At 70.3% G+C, this 19,346-nt stretch carries 18 protein-coding genes; 8 read left to right on the top strand and 10 right to left on the bottom strand.

What is annotated here, in order from left to right:
- Nucleotides 1-105: 105 nt before the first annotated feature.
- The 7 genes from NBZ85_RS11185 to NBZ85_RS11155 form a co-directional block, all read right to left on the bottom strand.
- Nucleotides 106-258, bottom strand: a complete 153-nt coding sequence (locus NBZ85_RS11185) for a hypothetical protein (RefSeq protein ID WP_261561906.1) — start codon at nt 256-258, stop codon at nt 106-108.
- Between the two features lie 14 nt (nt 259-272).
- Entirely contained in the window at nt 273-1,304 is a 1,032-nt protein-coding gene (locus NBZ85_RS11180) for a hypothetical protein (protein ID WP_261561905.1), read from the bottom strand.
- Between the two features lie 45 nt (nt 1,305-1,349).
- Nucleotides 1,350-2,462, bottom strand: a complete 1,113-nt coding sequence (locus tag NBZ85_RS11175) for an ABC transporter substrate-binding protein (RefSeq protein ID WP_261561904.1) — start codon at nt 2,460-2,462, stop codon at nt 1,350-1,352.
- A 264-nt stretch (nt 2,463-2,726) separates the two neighbouring features.
- The gene (locus NBZ85_RS11170; protein ID WP_261561903.1) at nt 2,727-4,199 is read right to left on the bottom strand and encodes an aldehyde dehydrogenase family protein; all 1,473 of its coding nucleotides are present in this window, start codon (nt 4,197-4,199) and stop codon (nt 2,727-2,729) included.
- Nucleotides 4,200-4,202: 3 nt separating this feature from the next.
- Nucleotides 4,203-5,411 (bottom strand): cytochrome P450, encoded by a 1,209-nt coding sequence (locus tag NBZ85_RS11165; RefSeq protein ID WP_261555729.1) that lies wholly within the window; start codon nt 5,409-5,411, stop codon nt 4,203-4,205.
- A gap of 32 nt (nt 5,412-5,443) precedes the next feature.
- Nucleotides 5,444-6,874, bottom strand: a complete 1,431-nt coding sequence (locus NBZ85_RS11160; RefSeq protein ID WP_261555727.1) for a phosphotransferase family protein — start codon at nt 6,872-6,874, stop codon at nt 5,444-5,446.
- A complete protein-coding gene (locus NBZ85_RS11155; protein ID WP_261555726.1) occupies nt 6,871-7,839 on the bottom strand; it encodes a DUF7064 domain-containing protein in 969 nt (322 codons plus the stop codon). Before NBZ85_RS11155 ends, NBZ85_RS11160 begins: the two co-directional genes overlap by 4 nt.
- A 142-nt stretch (nt 7,840-7,981) precedes the next feature.
- Here NBZ85_RS11155 and NBZ85_RS32660 point away from each other — a divergent pair, with 142 nt between their 5' ends.
- A complete protein-coding gene (locus NBZ85_RS32660) occupies nt 7,982-8,866 on the top strand; it encodes a LysR family transcriptional regulator (protein WP_261555725.1) in 885 nt (294 codons plus the stop codon).
- Between the two features lie 11 nt (nt 8,867-8,877).
- On the opposite strand, the gene NBZ85_RS11145 is transcribed toward NBZ85_RS32660, so the two are convergent.
- Together NBZ85_RS11145 and NBZ85_RS11140 are read right to left on the bottom strand one after the other, a co-directional pair.
- Entirely contained in the window at nt 8,878-9,717 is an 840-nt protein-coding gene (locus NBZ85_RS11145) for a mycofactocin-coupled SDR family oxidoreductase (protein WP_261555724.1), read from the bottom strand.
- On the bottom strand, nt 9,714-10,904 hold the full coding sequence (locus NBZ85_RS11140; RefSeq protein ID WP_261555723.1) for a CaiB/BaiF CoA transferase family protein: 1,191 nt from the start codon (nt 10,902-10,904) through the stop codon (nt 9,714-9,716). Before NBZ85_RS11140 ends, NBZ85_RS11145 begins: the two co-directional genes overlap by 4 nt.
- Nucleotides 10,905-11,130: 226 nt before the next feature.
- Here NBZ85_RS11140 and NBZ85_RS11135 point away from each other — a divergent pair, with 226 nt between their 5' ends.
- From NBZ85_RS11135 to NBZ85_RS11125, 3 genes are read left to right on the top strand one after another with little or no spacing between them, the layout of a single operon-like run.
- Entirely contained in the window at nt 11,131-12,585 is a 1,455-nt protein-coding gene (locus tag NBZ85_RS11135; RefSeq protein WP_261555722.1) for an aldehyde dehydrogenase family protein, read from the top strand.
- Nucleotides 12,586-13,209: a TetR/AcrR family transcriptional regulator gene (locus tag NBZ85_RS11130; RefSeq protein ID WP_261555721.1), complete on the top strand. Its 624-nt coding sequence runs from the start codon at nt 12,586-12,588 to the stop codon at nt 13,207-13,209.
- A 28-nt stretch (nt 13,210-13,237) separates the two neighbouring features.
- Nucleotides 13,238-14,251, top strand: coding sequence for an LLM class flavin-dependent oxidoreductase (locus tag NBZ85_RS11125; RefSeq protein ID WP_261561902.1), 1,014 nt, complete (start codon nt 13,238-13,240; stop codon nt 14,249-14,251).
- Between the two features lie 31 nt (nt 14,252-14,282).
- Here the strand turns inward: NBZ85_RS11125 and NBZ85_RS11120 are convergent, their stop codons facing one another.
- Nucleotides 14,283-15,725 carry a TetR/AcrR family transcriptional regulator gene (locus tag NBZ85_RS11120; protein ID WP_261555719.1) on the bottom strand — a complete coding sequence of 481 codons (1,443 nt, stop codon included), beginning with the start codon at nt 15,723-15,725 and terminating at the stop codon, nt 14,283-14,285.
- Nucleotides 15,726-16,001: 276 nt separating this feature from the next.
- Here NBZ85_RS11120 and NBZ85_RS11115 point away from each other — a divergent pair, with 276 nt between their 5' ends.
- The 4 genes from NBZ85_RS11115 to NBZ85_RS32655 form a co-directional block, all read left to right on the top strand.
- Nucleotides 16,002-16,934 (top strand): NAD(P)-dependent oxidoreductase, encoded by a 933-nt coding sequence (locus NBZ85_RS11115; RefSeq protein ID WP_261561901.1) that lies wholly within the window; start codon nt 16,002-16,004, stop codon nt 16,932-16,934.
- A gap of 105 nt (nt 16,935-17,039) precedes the next feature.
- Nucleotides 17,040-17,867: a mycofactocin-coupled SDR family oxidoreductase gene (locus NBZ85_RS11110; RefSeq protein WP_261555717.1), complete on the top strand. Its 828-nt coding sequence runs from the start codon at nt 17,040-17,042 to the stop codon at nt 17,865-17,867.
- 70 nt (nt 17,868-17,937) lie between these two features.
- Nucleotides 17,938-18,150, top strand: a complete 213-nt coding sequence (locus NBZ85_RS11105) for a ferredoxin (protein ID WP_261555716.1) — start codon at nt 17,938-17,940, stop codon at nt 18,148-18,150.
- The coding region (locus NBZ85_RS32655) for a cytochrome P450 (RefSeq protein ID WP_261561900.1) at nt 18,147-19,346 on the top strand (1,200 nt) is incomplete at its 3' end. The genes NBZ85_RS11105 and NBZ85_RS32655, both read left to right, overlap by 4 nt.

Raw genomic sequence — 19,346 nt, 5'->3', positions numbered from 1 at the left:
CCTCCCCGCCGCCACCACCGTCCTGCGCGAGCCCGTCCGGTTCACCACCCTGGGCACCTGACCACCGGGCTACGGCGGGTCGGCCGCTGGCCGCGACCAGCGGGTTCAGGTCAGCAGGTAGACCAGGACGAAGAGAGCCGCCGTCAGTCCCAGACACCAGGCGAACACCGATATGGATTGCCTTATCAGCACGCCCCGGTCCGCCGGCGGCAGCATCTTCGCGTGGACCGGGTCGTCGTCGATCGGGCTCCTACCCATCAGTTCCTCCGGGGCTACGGGACGTAGATGCTGTCATGGCCCGTCGACGCGCGCATCGCGACCAGTGGGATGACCAGCATGACGAAGAAGGTCACCTGGAAGACCACGAACCAGGCTCCGAAGCGGGCGAGCTCGAACTTCCACCTCGGTATGGTGACCTCGTAATCGAGCCGGTCGTCGTACTCCGCCCGTCGATCGAGCTGCTGCCGATCAGCACGCTGCTGGGACGGCCTGACGATGACGGCGGTCCCGGTCGAGCCCCCCGGCACCGGCGATGTGCCGGGTTCGGGCCGTGGCGGGTCGGGTGCGTCGGGTGCGTCGGGTGCGTCGGGTGCGTCGGGTGCGTCGGGTGCGTCGGGTGCGCCTGACGCGTCGGGCCTGGGCCTGGGCGCGGTGAAGCGTTCGAGTCCGAAGAATCGTTCGAAGTGGTTGAGCGCGCGGACCGGTGGCTTGCCCGCCCAGTACGCGATCAGGTTCGGCCAGAACGACATCAGTCCGATCGTCCACAACACGGTGAACTTTCCGCCGTTGCCGAATTCCACATGCGGGCCGAAACCCGGGTCGTAGACCCACCAGCCCATCGCGGCGGCCAGGCTCTCGACGAGGAAGTCCCACGCGTAGTTCACCGGTATCGCGAGCACGGCGACGGCCCTGAGCAGACTCCAGCCGAAACGGCGCACGAGGAACTGGCCGATCCTCAGCACGATGAAAGCATGCACCGCCCAGTAGCACGCGTAGGCGAAGGGCATGAACAGCGGATCGTTGGGAGTCTTGATCGGCAGCCAGTCGAGCAGATGGTGCTCGGTGAAGGCCGGGCTGTAGACCAGCTGCTGGCCCCAGTCGCCGATGGTCTCCATCCAGTAGACGAGCATGCTGTTCACGATGAACAGCAGGCCCCAGGTCAACCGCTGCCGCCTGATGGTGTCGGCGATCGCCAGCACGATGACCAGACCGCCCAGCAGGGGGATGACCCAGTTGAAGAACCATACTCCGCTGGGGTCGATCAGGGCTGGCGGGACCGGCGGCCCGGCCGCGTGGATCGTCATCTCTTCTCCGTGGGAGAGGCGGTGGACCGAACTCTTCCGGACCGTCTACCGGGCGAAGAGCGGGCTCGCGTCGACGACGGTGAATTTGGTTCCCCGGGTTCCCGCGATCGGAGTGACGAGCGCGCTGGCGCCGCACACCGCGGCCAGGATCGGGACGGCCTTTTTGTCGCAGGTGAAGGCGATGCCGTGGCCGGCCGGCAACGGCACGGCCTTCGCCGCCCGCAGCGCGGCGGACGTCGTCTCCGTGGTGACCGTTCCGTGGAGCCCCGAAAGCCCACGCACCAACCCGAGCACATCCTGATAGCCGGTGACCGCGAAGCCGTCGATCGGGGTTTTCGGCGCGTAGGTCGTCATCACTGTCCGGTAAAGAACGCTGTCGGGGTCGTCGGAGTACACGTCGGCGAAGGTGAACAACAGCGTGCCGTCGAGAGTTCCCGGTGCGGCGTCCTCGACGGTCTTACCGACGCAGGCCTGGATGATCATGCGCGGCTGCTTCACCGCGGCCGCCTGGAGCGCCTTGAGAACGGCGATGCAGTGGGTCTCGTCGCCGACGATCGCGAAGGCGCCGGGATGGCTCGCGACCGCGGCGGCGATCGGGGCCGAGGCGTCCGGAGTGCCCGGCGCAATCGCGGTGAGGCGGAGTTCGACGCCGGCCTTGTCGAACACCGGTTGGCCCAGGGCCTTGACCGTCCCGGTCACCGCTCCCGCGTCGATCACAGCCAGATCGACGCTGGCGATGTGGTGCTCGCTCGCGTATTCGGCCATCGCCCCCAGCGCCCCGGGGAAGCTACCTGACCAGAGAAAGGACCGGTCGCTGGTGAACTCGGCCGCGCTCGCCCCGGACACCGAGACGTAGGGAATGCCCGCGCCCGTGATCACGGGCGCCATCGAGTCCCCGAGGGCGGTCGTGCTCATCACGACGGCCACGACCTTCGCCTCGATCATCTTGGTTGCGCAGGCACGCGCCGAACCCGGATCCTCCTGCTCCTTGCAGACCACCAGCTCGATGGGCCGGCCGGCGATGCCACCAAGGTGGTCGTTGGCGTACTTCGTGGCCGCTTCAGCTCCGAACCGAACATCTACCTGGGACACCGCGCTGCCGCCCTCGTTGGAGACGAAGCCGATCCGCACCGGCTCTCCGGTGGCAGCGGTGCCCACGGGTAACCTCGCCGTGCTACCACCCCGCGCAGGCGTGGCCGTGCCGGCGGAATCGCTTCCGCAGGCGGCCAGCGCGCTCAGCGCGATGCCCGCCGCGAGGAGGCCCACGGCCAGCGTCCGGACCGAGCCCGCCGGTCCGCCCGTTCGGCGGCGAATGCATCCGTTAGAAGCCGCGTTCTTCGACGTCACCATGTTCCTCCGAGCAGTCACGGTTCCTCCGGGTGATCACGGTTCCTCCTCGGTGCCGGCGGGCCGGCGGCCCGGTCAGCCGCGGGCCACACCCCAGACGACCGACTTGGTCTGGAGGAACTCGTCGAGTCCGTGCTCGCCCCATTCACGGCCCAGCCCGCTCTGTTTGTAGCCGCCGAACGCGGTGTGCGGGCTGAGGCCGCCGCCGCCACCGTTGATCGTGACGAATCCGGCGCGGAGCTGCTTCGCGAGGTCGTACGCGCGGACCGGATCGTTCGCCCAGGCGGCCGCGGCCAGGCCATAGGGGCTGTCGTTGGCGATCCGCACGGCGTGGGCGTCGTCGTCGAACGGGATGATCACACCGACCGGGCCGAAGAACTCCGTGCGCGCGATGGTCATGGCATTACCGACCCCGGTGAACAGCGTCGGCTCGACGAAATACCCCCTGTCGAGCCCGGCGGGCCGCCCACCGCCGAAGACGATCCGGGCACCCTCCTCCTCGCCGGTGCGGATGAGCTTCTCCACCTTGTCCCGCTGCGCCTCGCTGATGAGCGGGCCCATGGCGGTGTCGGGTTCGGCGGGGTTGCCGACCTTGACCTGGGCCAGCGCCGCGGTGACCTTCTCGACGAGCTCGTCGTGGCGGGAGCGGTGCACGAGGGTGCGGGTCAGCAGGGCGCAGCCCTGCCCGGCATGGACGGTGATGCCACCCAGGACGTCGCCCACGGCGAGGTCGAGGTCGGCGTCGTCGCAGACGATGGTGGCCGACTTGCCGCCGAGCTCCAGCACGACCTTCTTCAGCGTGGGCGCGGCCTGGCCGTAGACCATCCGGCCGACGCTGTCCGAGCCGGTGAAGCTGACGAGGTCGACCATCGGGTGGCTGGTCAGTTCCTGCCCCGCCTCAAAATCACCGGTGACGACGTTGAGAACGCCGGGAGGAAGCCCGGCCTCGTCGGCGATCTCGGCGATCAGGAAGGACTCGAGCGGGGTCGTGGGGGCGGGCTTCAGCACGGCGGTGCAGCCGGCGGCCAGGGCCGGCGCGAGCTTCATCATGCTGAGGAAGAAGGGGAAGTTGTAGGCCGAGATGAGCCCGACGACGCCGAACGGCTCGCGGCGCAGGACACCCTGGCCGATGCCGGCGCCGACGAACGGCATGAGCGGCTTCTCCCAGGCGAAGGAGGGCATCACCCGCTCGGCCATGTCGCGCAGGTGCGCGATCGGGATGCCGACCTGGATGGATTCGGCCAGCCAGCGGACCGACCCCGCCTCAGCGATGTTCAGATCGACGATGTCGGCCGTCCGCCGTTCCAGGATGGACGCCATGCGCAGCATGATCTCGGCGCGGTCCCGAGGCGCCATCCGCGGCCACGGTCCGTCGTCGAACGCCCGCCGGGCGGCCTCGATCGCGCGGACCACGTCGGCGCGGGTCGCCTGCGGCACCCGGCCGATGATCTCCTCGGTCGCCGGGTTCCGGACCTCGATCTGCTGCGTGCCCGCACCGTCGGTCCAGGTCCCGTCGATGTAGAGCCGGTAGGAAAGGTTCTCGGGCATGCCTCAGCTCTCCCACCGCAGGGGTAAGGACTCCAGGCCCCACACTCCGCCGCCGTGTTCGAGCGGAACCTGCACGAGCTCGTAGTCGGGAATGAGGCGGTGCCACTCCTGGAGCAGCACGACCAGCTCCTGGCGGGCCAGGTGGGAACCGAGACAACGGTGCGGGCCGCCGCCGAAGGAAAGGTGACGGACCATCTCGCGATCGAAGTCGACCCGCTTGGCCTCGGGATAGGCCTCGTCGTCCCGGCCGGCCGCGGACAGCGGGAAGGTCGCCATGTCCCCCTTCCTGATCGGGCAGCCGTGGAACTGCGCGTCCCGGGTGGCCTTACGGGCGGTCTGCACGATCGGATAGGCCCGCAGGAGCTCCTCCACGGCGTGCGGGACCAGGTCGGGCTCGGCCACGATCCGGGCCCGGTCCGCCGGGTGCGTGGCCAGGTGCAGCAGGGCATAGGACGACTGGCCGGCGACGGTGTCGAGGCCGGCCATGAACAGCAGCAGAAGGCAGTTCAGCACGTCCGCGTCGGTCACCGGCGCCCCGTCGATCTCCCAGGAGATCGCGGCGCTGACGACGTCCTGGGCCCGCGGGTCGGGGTTCGCCCGGCGCTCGGCGACAAGCCCGGCGAAATAGGTCTGGACGGCCTGCATACCGCCGAGGCGTACCGAGCCATCGGGGTCGCTGTCGTTGTTCTCATGCAGGATCATGTGTTCCCACTGCATGAACTCGTCGAGCTTCTCCCGCGGCATCCCCATGATCTCCAGGAAGATGATGCTGGGGAACACCTGCGCGAAGTCGCCTACGAAGTCGCACTCGCCCCGGCCGCGCAGGCCCTCGATGAGTTCGGCCGCGAGTCGGTGCTGGTCGGCTTTCATGGCCTTCGTCCGGCCGGGGGAGAAATATGATCCGAGCAGATGCCGCCATTTCGTGTGCTCCGGCGGGTCAAGCATGATCGGGATCCATCGGTAGGGCGGATCGGACTCGGTGGGGACGATCACCGAATTCGACCAGAGGTCCGGGCGCTGGAGCCCGTCGAGGATGACCGACTGATCCGTGAAGATCCAGTAGCCGCCGGCCTCGTCCGTGCGCACGGCGGGACGGCCGATCGCCTGATGACCGTCCATGCGTTGGAACAGGGATAAGGCCGGTGCGGGTGGCGGTGCTAAGACATAGTCAACGACTGGGCAGGCGCGGGCGCCGGCTTCCGTCTCGGTCATGATGAATTCCCTCTCGTCACATGGTGGCCCGCTCAGGACGGGTCGGTGAGCGGCGGCCAGGTCCGGGAATGCAGTGCGCCGGACGCGTGGCGCATCAGATGGTCGTCCCGCATCACCCGGTTCCACAGGTAGCGCGTGAAATCCTCGTCGCTGACCCGGCCGGCGGCGTTCGCCCGCGCGAGAGCATCGCGCCCGGCCGGCAGGGACACCGGAATGGACCCGAGAAGCGAAGCGATGTCCGACCGTTCGAGCTCGTTGCCCGCCCGGCCGCAGGCGTCCAGCTCCCGCAGGTACCGGACCAACCTGGCTACTCCCTTGGACCACTGGGCGGCCAGCGGATCACCTATCCGGGGTGTGATCGTGCGCAACATGGCCAGCACGTCCCCGTACAGAGGCTGCCAGTCGGGTGAATCCACCGGCTCGGGCATGGCCGGTTTCCTCAGTCCGAGACCCATCACGGTGTTCAATGCCTCCAGCCACAGCCGGCGATGCAACTGGGCATACAGCATATGGTTACCGACGTCCTTGTCCACCCCTGTCGATCCGTCCACCCCTGTTGATTTGTCCGCTCCTGTTGACCCGTCTTCCGCCGCCGGGGCTCGCGCGCCCTCGTTCGGGGTCAGGGTCGCCATCGTCGTCTCCGCGAAGACCCGGTAGTAGCGGACCCGGTCCACATCGATCGCGTGGCCGGAGAGCTTCTCGTACTCCGCGAGGCGGTCGGGCAGGTGCGTGAAGGTGTCCTGCACCGTTCGCAGGGACAACCACGCGATGTCGTCCATGGGGTCGCCGAAATGGCAGAGTTCCCAGTCCAGCACGGCGGTGACCCGACCATCCTGGTACAGGAAGTTCCCGGGCCCGGTATCGCCCTGGACCAGGACCACGGGGCCGTCATAGTCAGGCACGTGGGATTCCAGCCAGTCGGCCGAGAGGCGGACCAGGGGATCGATCGACCCGTCCGGGGCCGTGCCGCGCCGGCGGATCTCGGCGATGCGTTCCAGGGCGTGTTCCCGCGCCGACCGGACGGGCCCGAGAGCGGGCACTTTCAGGCCGGCCGGGTCAAGGCGGTGGACCTTGGCCAGGCTCCGGATGAAATCCTGCGCCACCCGCACCTGCTCGGCGGGGTCACGCAGGCGGTAGAACCACGTCTCTCCCGCGACCCGCTCGAGCAGGACCGCCTCCTCGACGGGATGGACCGCGCACACCGCCGGGACGGCGACTCCCGCGCCGCGCAGGGCCCGCAGCACGTCGGCCTCGGTGGCCAGGCGATGGAAGGCGCCGCGGTCGGGCAGCCGCTGCGGGCTGTACCGCAGGAACAGCTTCCCGGCGTCGGCGTCGGCGTCGACGTCGACGAACCAGCCCTGGCGGGTACCGCCGCCCGGTATCCGTTCGGCTTTCAGAACGGGAAATCCAGTTGCTTTCTCGATCCACTCCAGGATCGCGGCAGGAAGTTCGAGAGCGCTCATCCCGCCCTCCCGGCCAGGCTCCGCGTCGCGCTTCGCAGACGCCGCCACTCGTGGATCGGATAGACGTCCTGGTCCTCGCCGTGGACAGTGCGGCCGTCAAGATTCCAGACCAGCGAGGTGTTGACACACACCGTGGTCCCGCCGGGAAGGATCATGCGGCTGGCGGCCTCGGCCCGGCCGGTCAGGGCCCGGCCGTCGTCATCGACGGCCTCCAGATCGATTCCGGTTATCCAGCCATGTTCCGGATCACGGTGCACGGTGCGACGGCCACCGACGATCCGAGCCACCCTGCCGTCGCGGCGAAGATAGCCGGAATGCACATTCTCCGGGGTCAGGCCGCCCTGCTGGGCTTCCGGCGACGTGTACGTGAGCAGGCTCAGGTCGGGCGACGCGGCCCAGGTGTAGCCGACGCGCCGGTAACCACGCTCCGTCCGGCGCCCCCAGGAACGGTCCCGCATGGCGTAGCAGTCGACGTCGATGCGTTCACCGTCGAGCAGAACATGGCCGGTCACCCGCCCGGTCTGGTCGTAGTGCGCGGCCTTCGGATACGGCGGGGCGCCGCGGCGCAGCGGTACGGGCGGTTCGAGGGCATCGAAGCGCAGCGCGATGCGGCACCGGTTCCGGTCGTCATAGCCGAGTTGATAGGACAGGGCGGGCTCGCGAACCTCGACCGTCAACCCGGTCGGAAACTCCAGCCGGCCCGGCGAGGTCTGTCTCGGGGCCTTCAGATGCTGGAACTGCTCGTAGAAAGGCAGGTCCCACGGGGCGCTGCCGGCGGCGTCCCAGATCCAGCAGCCGCCGCCCGTACCACCGGCGTTGTGCCTGACCGACGCGTAGAGCCAGGCCCCGATCGCCCGGTCCGGAACGAAGAACGAGAACCAGAAGGTCTCGGTCTCGTAATAGTCCGCCGAAGAAGTATGCAGGCCGTCATCGGCGGCCATGAAGCGGTCCTGGTCGTCGTCCATCTCCGCTCCCTTTGTCCATCCCAGCCTCATCGTCATCCCGCTTCCTTCGTCGCGGGACCACGAGAGCTTCCGCCCCGTCCGGGCCACGGATCAAGAGCCTTTCCGTTGACGCACCGTTTCCCGGTCGTGGACGATCCTCCGCGTGGGAATCGATCAGCTCGAGATGCTCGTCGCCCTCGCCGATGAGCTGCACTTCGGGCGGGCCGCCGCCCGGCTGGGCCTGAGCACCTCCAGCGTCAGCAAGCGCCTGCAGGACTTCGAGGCCAGCATCGGCATCCGGCTGTTCGACCGAACCAGCCGCCGGGTGACCCTCACCCCGGAGGCCCGGCCCCTGCTCGACCAGGCCCGGCTCGTGCTCGCCAGCATCGAGACCTTTCACGCCGTCGTCGCCGACACGGCGAACGGCGCCACCGGAACCGTCGGGCTGTTCCACGCCAGCAACCACTTCGACGTCGTCTCGTTGCTCGTACGGTCGCTGCAGTCCCGGCATCCGCGGCTGCGGCTCAACTACCGGGAGAGGCCGAACGGCGGTATCGCGGCGTCGGTGCTGGCCGGGAGAACATCCCTCGGCATGTGCTGGGGGGACGTGCCCGCGGGGCTCGAGCACCACCGCTTCGACGTCCTCATGCTGGACACGATCTTCGTCCCGGCGTCGCACCCGCTCGCCGGCCGCTCCGGGATCGACCTTTCGGACCTGGACGGCGAGACCTTCATTCTGACCGGCCCCGATCCCAGCGCCTTCTGGCGGACCGCGGGCATCGACATCACCGTTCGCCGCCTGCCGATCTGGGGGCGCGACGAACTCGCCACCCGCATCGAGACCGGCGAGGGGATCGCTCTCACCGCCTCACGGGCGGTGCCGAGATACCGGCACCGGACCGTCGTGGCGGTCCCGCTCACGGACCCCGCCTCGTGGTTTCAGCTGGATCAGCTTCTGGTCTGGCGAGCCGACGAGGTCAGTCCCGCCGTCCGCAACGTCGTCGCGACCACGAGAACCCTTGGTCTGCTGACCACCAGCACGTTCTGACCGGGCCGCCGCTACGGCCGGTTGCGGGTGCCCTGATCGATCGGCAGCGTGATGCCGGTGACGTAGCGTCCCTCGTCGCTGACCAGCCAGAGAAGCGCGTTGGTCACGTCGATCGGCTCGATCCAGGGCCGGCCCAGCGGGGAGACCTTCTTCAGCGCCACCTTGGTGTCCTCCAGGTTCGGAGCCTCGAGGTCGGGTCGGAAGACCCCGTACTGGGCGCGGTTCTGGGTGACCATGGGGGTGCCGACGGTCCCGGGGCACAGGGCGTTGACCCGGATGTCATGGCGGGCCAGCTCGTTGGCCAGCGTCAGCGCCAGGCCGACGACGCCGTGCTTGCTCGCGGTGTAGGCACCGAGATGCGGAATCCCGCCGAGGGCGGCCCCCGAGGCGGTGAGCACGATCGCTCCCCCGCGGCCACCGGCGATCATCGGGGGCACGACGGCGCGGATCGTGTTGAACACGCCGGTCAGGTTGACGGAGATCTGCTCGTCCCACTCCGCCGGCGTGATCTCCCAGAGCTTCGCGAGCCGGGGGGAGATGCCGGCGTTGGCGGAGACGATGTCCAACCGCCCGAGTTCGCCGACCCCGCGGTCCACCAGCGCCTGCAGCGCGTCGGCGTCGCGGACGTCGGCCTGGCCCCACACGACGCGGCGGTCCAGGGCCTCGACGGCCGCCACCGTCTCGGCGAGGTCGGCGTCGGTCCCGAGCCCGTACTCGAGTGTCGGCAGGTCCTTGAGCACGTCCACGAGGATCAGGTCCGCGCCCTCCTGCGCCAGCCGCACCGCATGTGACCTGCCCTGCCCGCGGGCCGCACCCGTGACCAGCGCGACCTTGCCCCCAAGACGACTCATTGGACTGCCTTCTCTCGACGCAACGTGGCGATCTCGGACTGGGTGAACCCCGCCCGGGTGAGGACCGATTCCGTGTCCGCGCCGAAGTCGGGCGCGGCGGCGGAGGCGGCGGCCGAGACGGGGGAGGCGTCGCCGTCCACCCCGGTCAGCCGCACCGGGCCGCGGAGCACCGTGTTCCCGTCGTCGAGCTTGAGGAGGTTTCCGCGGGCCAGGACATGTGGATCGGTCAGCAGGTCGGGCACGGTGCTGACCGGCCCGACCGCGGCCTGCGCGAGGAGGGTGACCCACTCGTCCATCGGCCGGGACGCGAACAGCGCCGCCAGCCGTTCGGTCATCGCCTCCTGCTCGGCGGCCGGGGCGTACAGCCGGTCGGTCAGCTCGGGCAGGTCGAGTGCGGCGCACAGCGCCCGCCACGGCCGCGGCTCGGCGGCGGCCAGCGTCAGCAGCCGGCCGTCCGCGCAGCGGTAGGCCCGCCGGCCGGCGCTCGGACCCCAGCCCGCGGGTTCGCCCGCGTGCACCCGGGCGACGTGTTCGGAGAGCAGCCAGCTCGCCGCGTCGAGGATGCTGGTGTCGACCAGCCGGCCCCGACCGGTGCGGTCCCGCTCGCGCAGCGCCGCCAGGATGCCGATCACGGCGACCATGGCGCCGAGCGGCACGGCGAGGACCAGGTCCGGCGTCGCCGGCACGCCGTCGCCGGCGAGCAGGCTCAGCACCCCGGAGTACCCGAGGAAGCTCAGATCGTGGGCGGGCCGGTCGGCGTACGGGCTGTCCTGGCCGAACCCGGTCAGCGAGCACCAGACCAGGCCCGGGTACTCGGCCGCGAGCTGGGCGTAGCCGATGCCCGCCCGGTCCATCGTGCCCGGCCGGGCCGACTCGACGAGCACGTCGGCGTCGGCGGCGAGGCGGCGCAGGACCCCCGGCGCCGCGGGGTGGCGCAGATCGAGGGTGAGGGAACGCTTCCCGTGGTTGTACGCCGCGTGCGCGCCCGGGATGGTGCGCAGCAGGTCGCCCGAGCCGGGCTGTTCGACGCGCAGCACCTCGGCCCCGAGATCGGCCAGCAGCCGGGTGCAGAAGGCGCCCGGCTGCAGCCGGCTGAGGTCGAGCACACGGATGCCGGCCAACGGCCCGCCGACCTCCCCGGACGCCCCGACCTCCCCGGATGCCCCGGTGGGGTTCTGCGCGTTCATGAGCGGCCTCCTCGGCGGTGCCCGGCCTCGCGGTCAGGTCGGGACGCTACCCATCCGTGCCACCCTGGTCAACAGACGACAAGATCTGTTGAATGATGTCCACAGTTGACCTTTACCCACAGGGGTCTACTCTGGCTCTCGTCTCGCCGAGACAACAAACTTTGAGATCTGTCGTGTGCAGATCCCGGGCGGACTGGTGCCGCCCAGACGGAAGCAGGTGATCGGCGTGAGCGACTCGGCGCACCGGATGCTCATCGACGGCCAGCTCGTCGCGGCGCGGGACAACCGCGAGTTCGACAACATCAACCCGGCCACCGAGGAGGTCATCGGCACCGCGCCGGAGGCGTCGGCGAGCGATGTCGAGCGGGCGATCGCGGCCGCCCGGCGCGCATTCGACACCACGGGCTGGTCCACCGACGCCGACCTGCGCATCGCCAGCATCGGCCAGTTACAGGCCGCCCTGCGCAAGCAGGTCGACACGCTGCGCCCGACGCTGACCGCGGAGTCCGGCATGCCGCTGGCGATGGCGTTCATGATGGGCGTCGACCCGGCGATCGAGGCGATGTCCTACTACCCGGACCTGCTGCCCTTCCTGGAGCTCACCGAGGAGCTTCCCCCCAAGGAGATCTTCGGGACGCCGGTACGCCGGGTCGTGCGCCGGGAGGCCGCCGGCGTGGTCGCCGCGATCACCCCGTGGAACGTCCCGTTCGAGCTCAACCTGCGCAAGTCCATCGCGGCGCTGGCCGCCGGGTGCACGGTGGTGCTCAAGCCGGCCCCGGAAACCCCGTGGTCGGCGACCCTCATCGCCGCCGCCGCCGCGGAGACGGACCTGCCCCCGGGCGTGCTGAACATCGTCACGACCTCCGACAACAGCGTCGCCGAGATCCTGACCCGCCATCCCGACGTCGACCAGGTCGCCTTCACCGGCTCGACGGCCACCGGCCGGCTGATCATGGCCAACGGCGCGCCGACCGTGAAGCGGGTGTCGCTGGAACTCGGCGGAAAGTCGGCGCTGATCGTGCTCGACGAACAGTCGCTGCAGGCCGGGGTCCTCACCGCGGCGGGCACCATCTGCGTGCACAGCGGCCAGGGGTGCACGCACTACACCCGGCTGCTCGTCCCCGCCCACCTGATCGGCGCGGCGACCGAACTGGCCAAGGGCGCGATGGAGGCGACGCCCTACGGGGATCCGCTGGACCCGAACCACATGATGGGCCCGCTGATCAGTCAGCGTCAGCTCGACCGGGTGCTCGGCTACATGGACCTCGGCCGCGCGGAGGGGCGGCTGGTCACCGGCGGCGGTCGCGCCACCCAGTTCGACCGCGGCTACTTCGTGCAGCCGACGGTCTTCACCGACGTCCCGAACTCCGCCCGGATCGCCCGCGAGGAGATCTTCGGGCCGGTACTGTCAATCATCGCCTTCGATGGTGACGACGACGCCGTGGCGATCGCGAACGACTCGACGTTCGGGTTGAGCGGGGCGGTCTTCAGCGCCGACACCGCCCGCGCCACCGGCGTGGCGCAGCGGCTGCGCACCGGCACCGTGTCGGTCAACGGAGCCCCGTGGTTCGATGTCGACTCGCCGTTCGGCGGCTACAAGCAGAGCGGACTGGGCCGGGAGTTCGGCCGCGAGGGCCTGGAGGACTTCATGGAGATCAAGACAGTGAGCTTCCCCGCCTAAATGGCCCGAACCCAGCCGGTCCGGTGGGGCACCCACGCCCCGACCACCGAGGATGAGGCCCGCGAACGCATTTTGCTCGCGGCGATGCGCTGCTACCTGCGCCACGGCGTTCCCCGCACGACCGTCGAGGACATCGCCCGCGAGGCGCTGATCCACCGGACCACCGTCTACACCTACTTCAAGACCCGCGACGACGTCCTCGCCGGCGTGGTGCTCATCGAGGCCCGCGGCCTCATGGCCGCCTCCGACCGGATCATGGGCGGCGCCGGCCGGTTCGAGGACAGGCTGGTCGACGCGTTCCTCGCCGCCCGCCGCGCGGTCGCGCAGTCGCCGTTCCTGTCCCTGCTGTTCGACCGGGACAACGCCGCCCAGACGGTCGGCGCCGCCTACGCCTCGAACCTGATCCAGCAGCGGACCCTGCCCACCCTCACCGGCTACATCGCCACCGCCCAGGAGAACGGCGAGCTACGCGGCGATGTCGGCGCCCCCGCGATGGCCCGCTGGCTGCTGCGCGTCCAGAACATGCTCATGACCGACCCGCCCGACGACAACGACGCCATCGAGGCGACCCTGCGGGTCTTCGTCGTCGCCTCCATCGCGCCCCGGCCGGGCGCCGCGCAGTAAGCCGCCGCACAGTAAGGAGCGAGCAAACATGACTGTTGCCGCCCTCCGCTACGACTTCCGACATCCACAGTCCGCACCGTCGACACCGACGCAGCGCTATCGGACCTGCCTCGAGCAGTGCGCCTGGGCCGAGCAGCACGGGTTCGGCCGCGTGGTGCTCTCCGAACACCACGCCCTCGACGACGGCTACCTGCCCTCGCCCCTGGTCGTCGCCGCCGCGGTGGCGGGCGCGACGAGAAAGCTGACGGTGCAGGTGGCCGCCGCGCTCCTGCCGCTCTACGACACGGTCCGGCTCGCCGAGGATCTCGCCGTGCTCGATCTCGCCAGCGGCGGGCGCGTCGAGGTGGTGGCCGGCATCGGCTACCGCGACGTCGAGTTCGCCATGTTCGGCGTCGACCGCTCCGGGCGCGGCGCGTACATGGAGCGCCAGCTGCGCGACCTGCTCGACGCCTGGGCGGGCCGGCCGGTCACCGCGCACGGCCAGGAGGTCGTCATCACCCCCCGGCCGGCGAGCGATCCGCGTTCGCTGATCTACGTGGGCGGCGCCAGCGAGATCGGGGCACGCCGGGCGGCGGCCCTCGACCTGGGTTTCGCCCCGGCGCTGCCCGACCCGGTGCTGTACGCGGCCTACACCGACGAGTGCGCTCGGCTCGGCCGGGCCCCGCGTCGCATCATCCCCGGCTCCACGCACGGCTTTCTCTTCGTGGCCGAGGACCCCGAGAAGGCGTGGGACGACCTGGCCCGGTACGCCGTGTACGAGGCGGTCACGTACTCCGCCGCGAAACCGGAGTCGGAGCGTTCCAGCGCGACCGTGGTGGGTGCGGACCTGGCCGCGGTGCGGGCGTCCGGCGTCTACCAGGTCGTCACGCCCGACGAGTGCGTCGCGCTCGCGCAGGCGCTGGAACCCGACCAGCCGCTGGTGTTCCACCCCTTGATGGGCGGGATGCCACCGGAGCTCGGCTGGACCAGCCTGGAGCTGTTCGCGGCGAAGGTGCTCCCCCGGCTGGCCACCCAGCCGACCACTCAGCCGACCACCCGGTAGGGCGCCCGATGCCGCCGCGTCCCCGCCGGGCTCACCCGCGCAGGGAGTCGCCCAGGATTCCCCGGCCGAGGAACAGTCGCTGGCAGGACAGGATCTCGTCGCGGGTGAGGACGCTGTGACGCAGCCAGCCGTTGTAGGGCAGCTCGGTGAGCAGGGTCCACAGGGTGATCGTGCCGGTCCGGGCCTCGAGCGGGGTCGCCGCCGGCCAGCGTCGTGCCAGCTGCGCGGTGATGGCGTCCAGACAGGCGCGCACCGCCCGCGCGGCGGGCCACAACGGCGGGGTTTCGACCATCTCGACGGTCCAGACATGGAAGACGGTCCCGTGCTGCTCGACGATCCGCAGCCACTCGTCGAGCCACCCGGCCAGCTCCGGCCCGGTGCTCACGTCGCCGAGCCGGTCAAAGTGGTCGCAGGTCCGGACGGCGGCCCGGTGCGTCAGGGTGGTGAACAGGGCGGTGCGGTCCGTCCAGTACTGGTAGAAGCTGCCGTGCGCGACGCCGGCGCGGGCGATGATGTCGTTCACGCTGGTTCCGGCGAGTCCCCGCTGTTCGAAGGCGGCGACCGCGGCCACCAGGACCTTCTCGACGGTCGACCGCCCCCGGGCCGTGACGGCCTTGCGCAGGCCGGGCTCGGGGGCGCCCTGATCATCGGCGGCGGGCCGCCCCGGGCAGGCGACGGGCCGCCGCGCGCCGGGGGCGTCGGGGGTGGCGAGGGCGGCGTCGCGATCGGGGGCATGGGCGGCCGGGAACACCGCCCGGTGGATGATGCGGGCGAGCGTGTCGTGCAGCGCCTTCTCCTGGGCGCCGCGCTCGGGTCCGCCGGCGCCGGCGCCGGCGTCGAGGACGATGTGAGCCCATTCGACGACGCAGATGACGGCGATGGACAGGACCCTCGTGTCGACGTCGTCGGTGTCGGCGAACGCCAGGCGCCCGTGGATGAGGGCGCCGAGCTGGCGCAGGTACTCCTCGGACGGGTTGTCCACCGCGGGTTCGTCCTCGAGCGGCCAGTCCGCGAACACCGGGGAGTGCCGGCGCAGCACGGCGCCGAGCTCCTCCAGCCAGACCTGGAAGGCCGCGAGGCCGGCACGGTCCGCCGTGAGCGTCGGCATCGCCGCGAACAGCGCGACCAGCTCCGCGCCCAGCTCCTCGAACAGGATCCGGAAGATCTCCTGCTTGCCGCGGAAGTACTGGTAGACGGCGGTGTCGGAGCGGCCGGCCGCCTCGGCGACGGCCTGGATGCTCGTCGCGTGGTAACCACGCTCGACGAACAGCAGGCGAGCGGCGTCGAGAATCTCCCGGCAGGCGCGCATCCCGTCCGGGCCGATGGTCGGGCTCACCGGGTAGGGGGCGCGGCGCGTGCGGGGCAGCAGCCGCAGGCCGGCGACCAGCCTCTCCTCCCCGGAGGGCCGCCCCCGGTTCAGCGGCCGGGTGCGCGGTTCGCCGTCAGCTCGCGTGGCGGGAACCGACTCGGACATCGACCACCGCTCCCTCTCAGGGCCGGCCTGCGGGAGCCGAGGCGGCGGCCGGGACGCCCCCCGAAGTCTATGCGGGGCCCATTCCCCACGACCCGATGATCGTTTCGTGTCGGTGTTTCGGAGGAAAATTCGCCCAGAGGGTTCCAATGTGACAGGCGTCTTAGTAGTGTCTGAAATCACAGATCGACCCGGGCTACACCGTCCAGTCCGCCATCGGCGGCACCAGGCCCGACCGTCCTTGCGGCCTGCGTCACTGCAACTGGGAGGAGCCGTCTCATGTCCGTCGCGCAGCCTCGAGCCGACAGCACCGATGCCTCGCCCTCCGGCGCCTCGCCCGCCGGCGGATCGCCCGCCGGCGGATCGCCCGCCGGCGGATCGCCCGCCGGCGGATCGCCCCTCACCGTGGGATTCATCGGCGCGGGATCGATGGGGGCGCCCATGGTCGAACGCCTGCTCGCCGCCGGCCACACCGTCCACCTGTACGCGCGCCGATCCGACGTCTCCGCCCGGTTCACGGACCTGGGCGCGCAGCTCGGGCCCTCGGCCACGGAGGTGGCCGGCGCGGTCGACGTGCTGATCGTCTGCCCGTTCTCGCAGGCCCAGCTGTTCGAGATCCTGGTCTCCGGCGGCGCGCTGGCGGCGATGCGACCGGGGTCGGTCCTGGTGCAGCACGCGACGGTGTCCCCCACCGCCATCCGCGAACTCGCCACCCAGGCCGCCGCCGGCGGGGTCGCCGTGCTCGACGCGCCCGTCAGCGGCACGTCGGATTCCATCCGCGCCGGGCGCCTCACCGTGCTCGTCGGCGGCGACAAGGCCGCAGCCGACCTGGTGGAACCGATCCTCGGCGCCTACAGCGCCACGGTGGTCCGCACCGGCGAGGTCGGGTCGGCGTCGGTCGTGAAACTCGTGAACAACCTGACGTTCGCCGCGCACGTCCAGACCGCCATCGCCGCGGACAACCTCGGGCGTTCGCTCGGGCTCGACACGGATCTGCTGATGGGCGCCCTCGGCGTGTGCAGCGCGAACAGTTCCGCGATCCAGCTGCTCGGCGCGATCGGCAGCACGAAGGCGCTCGCGGAGTTCGCACTCCCGTATCTGCGCAAGGACGTCGCACTGGTCGAACAGGTCGCCGCGGACCTCGGTCTCGACGTCGGGTTCCTCGGCAGCGTCGTCCACGACGGCCCGGCGGAGCTCACCGGCGACGCCTGACCGGCGCGGCACCCGGCCCGCCGCCCACACCCGTCCCACAGCCGCACGATCCGCATCATCCCCGGCATATCAACGTCATCCGTCATTTCCGCGAAAGGAACAATCATGGGCTTACTCGACGGCCGCGTCGCCTTCATCACCGGCGCGGCCCGCGGCCAGGGCAGGTCGCACGCAGTGACTTTGGCCGAGCAGGGCGCGAACATCGTCGGCGTCGACATCTGTGCCGACCTCGACGCCGTCCCCTACAAGCTCGGCACGCTCAGCGATTTACAGGAGACCGCCCGCCTGGTCGAGAAGACCGGCCAGGAGATGGCCGTCCACCAGGCCGACGTCCGCGACCTCGCCGCGTTGCAGGCGGCGTTCGACGCCGGGGTGGAGCGGTTCGGCCACATCGACACCGTCCTCGCGAACGCGGGTGTCATCCTCAGCAACACCCAGGAGCGCGACGCCTCCGAGGCGCTGCGGCTCGGCCTCGACATCATGCTGATCGGCGTCTGGAACACCTTCCAGGTCGCGATCCCCCATCTGAAGGAGCGCGGCCAGGGCGGCAACCTCGTCGCCACCAGCTCGATGGCCGCGCTGCTCGATCTGACCGACGGCCGCGGCGGGTCGGACGCCTACAACATGGCGAAACTCGCGGTGACCGGGCTGGTCCGGTCGTACGCGAATCTGCTCGCCCCGCACCGCATCCGGGTCAACGCGGTCGCCCCGACGAACTGCTCGACACCGATGATCGTCGACAATCCGGCGCTGTTCGCCGTCATCGAGGAGAACCAGCACCTCGCCAACGCGATGCAGACCGCGCTGCCCGACTTCCCGATGATCGAACCGCGGGATGTCAGCCAGGCGATCCTCTTCCTCGTCTCCGACAACGGACGCACCTTCACCGGAAGCCTGCTCCGGGTCGACGCCGGAATGTCCGTCCGCCGCTAGCGGAACGACGCCCCGCGCCCCGTCGAGGGCCCGGCGGCACCGAGATATCCGAACGGGCCCGAGGTGACCGATGAAAGTTGTTGTTGACGCGGAACGCTGCCGTGGGCACGCCCGCTGCCTGACGATCGCGCCGGATGCGTTCGAGTTCCTCGAGGACGAGGACCGGACCGTCGTCCACGACGAGGCAGCGGCGCAGGCGGGAATCACAATCCTGCGGGCAGCCCAGTTGGAATGCCCGGAACAGGCGATCAGCATCGAGACCGGAGAGGACAACCAGACGTGACCACGGTCCAGCCTGAGGCCACCGGAGAATCGACCGGCGTCGACCATCATTCACCGTACTTCCGCGAGCACAACTACGAGATCTACGAGGACTTACGGGGGAAGTGCCCGGTCGCCCACTCCGATGCCTGGGGCGGCTTCTGGATGTTCCTCGACCACCAGGACGTCTACAACGCCGAACAGGACACCGACCTGTACAGCTCGGCGATGGAGAAGGGGATCCCGCAGGCCGGTAACCCGGATCCCCTGATCCCGATCGACACCGACCCGCCGTATCTCCAGCAGTACCGGAAGATCGTGCTGCCCTGGTTCTCCCCGGCCGCGGCCAAGCGACTCGAATCGACCTTCCGCCGGATCGCCACCGAACAGATCGACGAGTTCATCGAGACCGGCGAGGCCGACATCGTCAGGCAGCTGACCACGCCGCTGCCGGCCCGCTGGATCCTGCAGATGCTGGGCTTCGACGACGGCCGCTGGGCGGACTGGGTGGCGTGGGTCCATGCGACGGTGCACGACCGCTCGAATGCCCCCGAGAAGGCCATGGACGCGGTCATGAACGTCTACACCAACATCACCGCGGAGATCGCGCTTCGACGCACCGAGGGCTACCGCGACGATCTCCTCAGCACGATCATGCAGGGGGAGGTCGACGGGGCGCCCATCCGTGACGAGCTGGTGATCGGCTTCGCGTTCCTCATGCTCCTCGGCGGGATGGACACCACCAGCGGCCTCACCGGCAACGCGCTGGTACGCCTGGTGGAGCAGCCGGAGCTGCGCCGGCGGCTCATCGACGAGCCGGACATCCTCCCGAAGGCGACCGAGGAGTTCCTGCGCCACGACACCCCCACCCAGGGCCTGGCCCGGATCATGACCAGGGACGCCGTGGTCCAGGGCCAGCAGCTGCACGCCGGCGACCGCCTCCTGCTGATGTACGCCGCGGCCAACCGCGACCCGAAGGTCTTCGCCGACCCCGACAAGATCGACTTTGACCGTACCGGGAACCGGCATCTGGCCTTCGGCGCCGGGGGGCACCGCTGCCTGGGCTCCAACCACGCCCGCGCGATGTTCCAGGTCATGATCTCCGAGGTCCTCACCCGACTGCCGGACTACACGATCGACGGCGATTTCGAGCGGTTCCCCGACGCGGGTGACGTCTATGCCGTGCGCAGCCTGCCGATTCGTTTCACCCCGGGTCCC

The organism is Frankia tisae, from assembly GCF_025403405.1.
Lineage (GTDB): Bacteria > Actinomycetota > Actinomycetes > Frankiales > Frankiaceae > Frankia > Frankia tisai.
Note: the sequence above shows the minus strand (reverse complement) of the source record. Positions and strands in the feature narration are given on the sequence as shown.

What these genes read in the sequence shown, in the direction of transcription:
- NBZ85_RS11185 (WP_261561906.1), bottom strand. Translation starts at nt 258, where the DNA reads ATGGGTAGGAGCCCGATCGACGACGACCCGGTCCACGCGAAGATGCTG.
- NBZ85_RS11180 (WP_261561905.1), bottom strand. Translation starts at nt 1,304, where the DNA reads ATGACGATCCACGCGGCCGGGCCGCCGGTCCCGCCAGCCCTGATCGAC.
- NBZ85_RS11170 (WP_261561903.1), bottom strand. Translation starts at nt 4,199, where the DNA reads ATGCCCGAGAACCTTTCCTACCGGCTCTACATCGACGGGACCTGGACC.
- NBZ85_RS11165 (WP_261555729.1), bottom strand. Translation starts at nt 5,411, where the DNA reads ATGACCGAGACGGAAGCCGGCGCCCGCGCCTGCCCAGTCGTTGACTAT.
- NBZ85_RS11160 (WP_261555727.1), bottom strand. Translation starts at nt 6,874, where the DNA reads ATGAGCGCTCTCGAACTTCCTGCCGCGATCCTGGAGTGGATCGAGAAA.
- NBZ85_RS11155 (WP_261555726.1), bottom strand. Translation starts at nt 7,839, where the DNA reads ATGGACGACGACCAGGACCGCTTCATGGCCGCCGATGACGGCCTGCAT.
- NBZ85_RS11145 (WP_261555724.1), bottom strand. Translation starts at nt 9,717, where the DNA reads ATGAGTCGTCTTGGGGGCAAGGTCGCGCTGGTCACGGGTGCGGCCCGC.
- NBZ85_RS11140 (WP_261555723.1), bottom strand. Translation starts at nt 10,904, where the DNA reads ATGAACGCGCAGAACCCCACCGGGGCATCCGGGGAGGTCGGGGCGTCC.
- NBZ85_RS11130 (WP_261555721.1), top strand. Translation starts at nt 12,586, where the DNA reads ATGGCCCGAACCCAGCCGGTCCGGTGGGGCACCCACGCCCCGACCACC.
- NBZ85_RS11125 (WP_261561902.1), top strand. Translation starts at nt 13,238, where the DNA reads ATGACTGTTGCCGCCCTCCGCTACGACTTCCGACATCCACAGTCCGCA.
- NBZ85_RS11120 (WP_261555719.1), bottom strand. Translation starts at nt 15,725, where the DNA reads ATGTCCGAGTCGGTTCCCGCCACGCGAGCTGACGGCGAACCGCGCACC.
- NBZ85_RS11115 (WP_261561901.1), top strand. Translation starts at nt 16,002, where the DNA reads ATGTCCGTCGCGCAGCCTCGAGCCGACAGCACCGATGCCTCGCCCTCC.
- NBZ85_RS11110 (WP_261555717.1), top strand. Translation starts at nt 17,040, where the DNA reads ATGGGCTTACTCGACGGCCGCGTCGCCTTCATCACCGGCGCGGCCCGC.
- NBZ85_RS11105 (WP_261555716.1), top strand. Translation starts at nt 17,938, where the DNA reads ATGAAAGTTGTTGTTGACGCGGAACGCTGCCGTGGGCACGCCCGCTGC.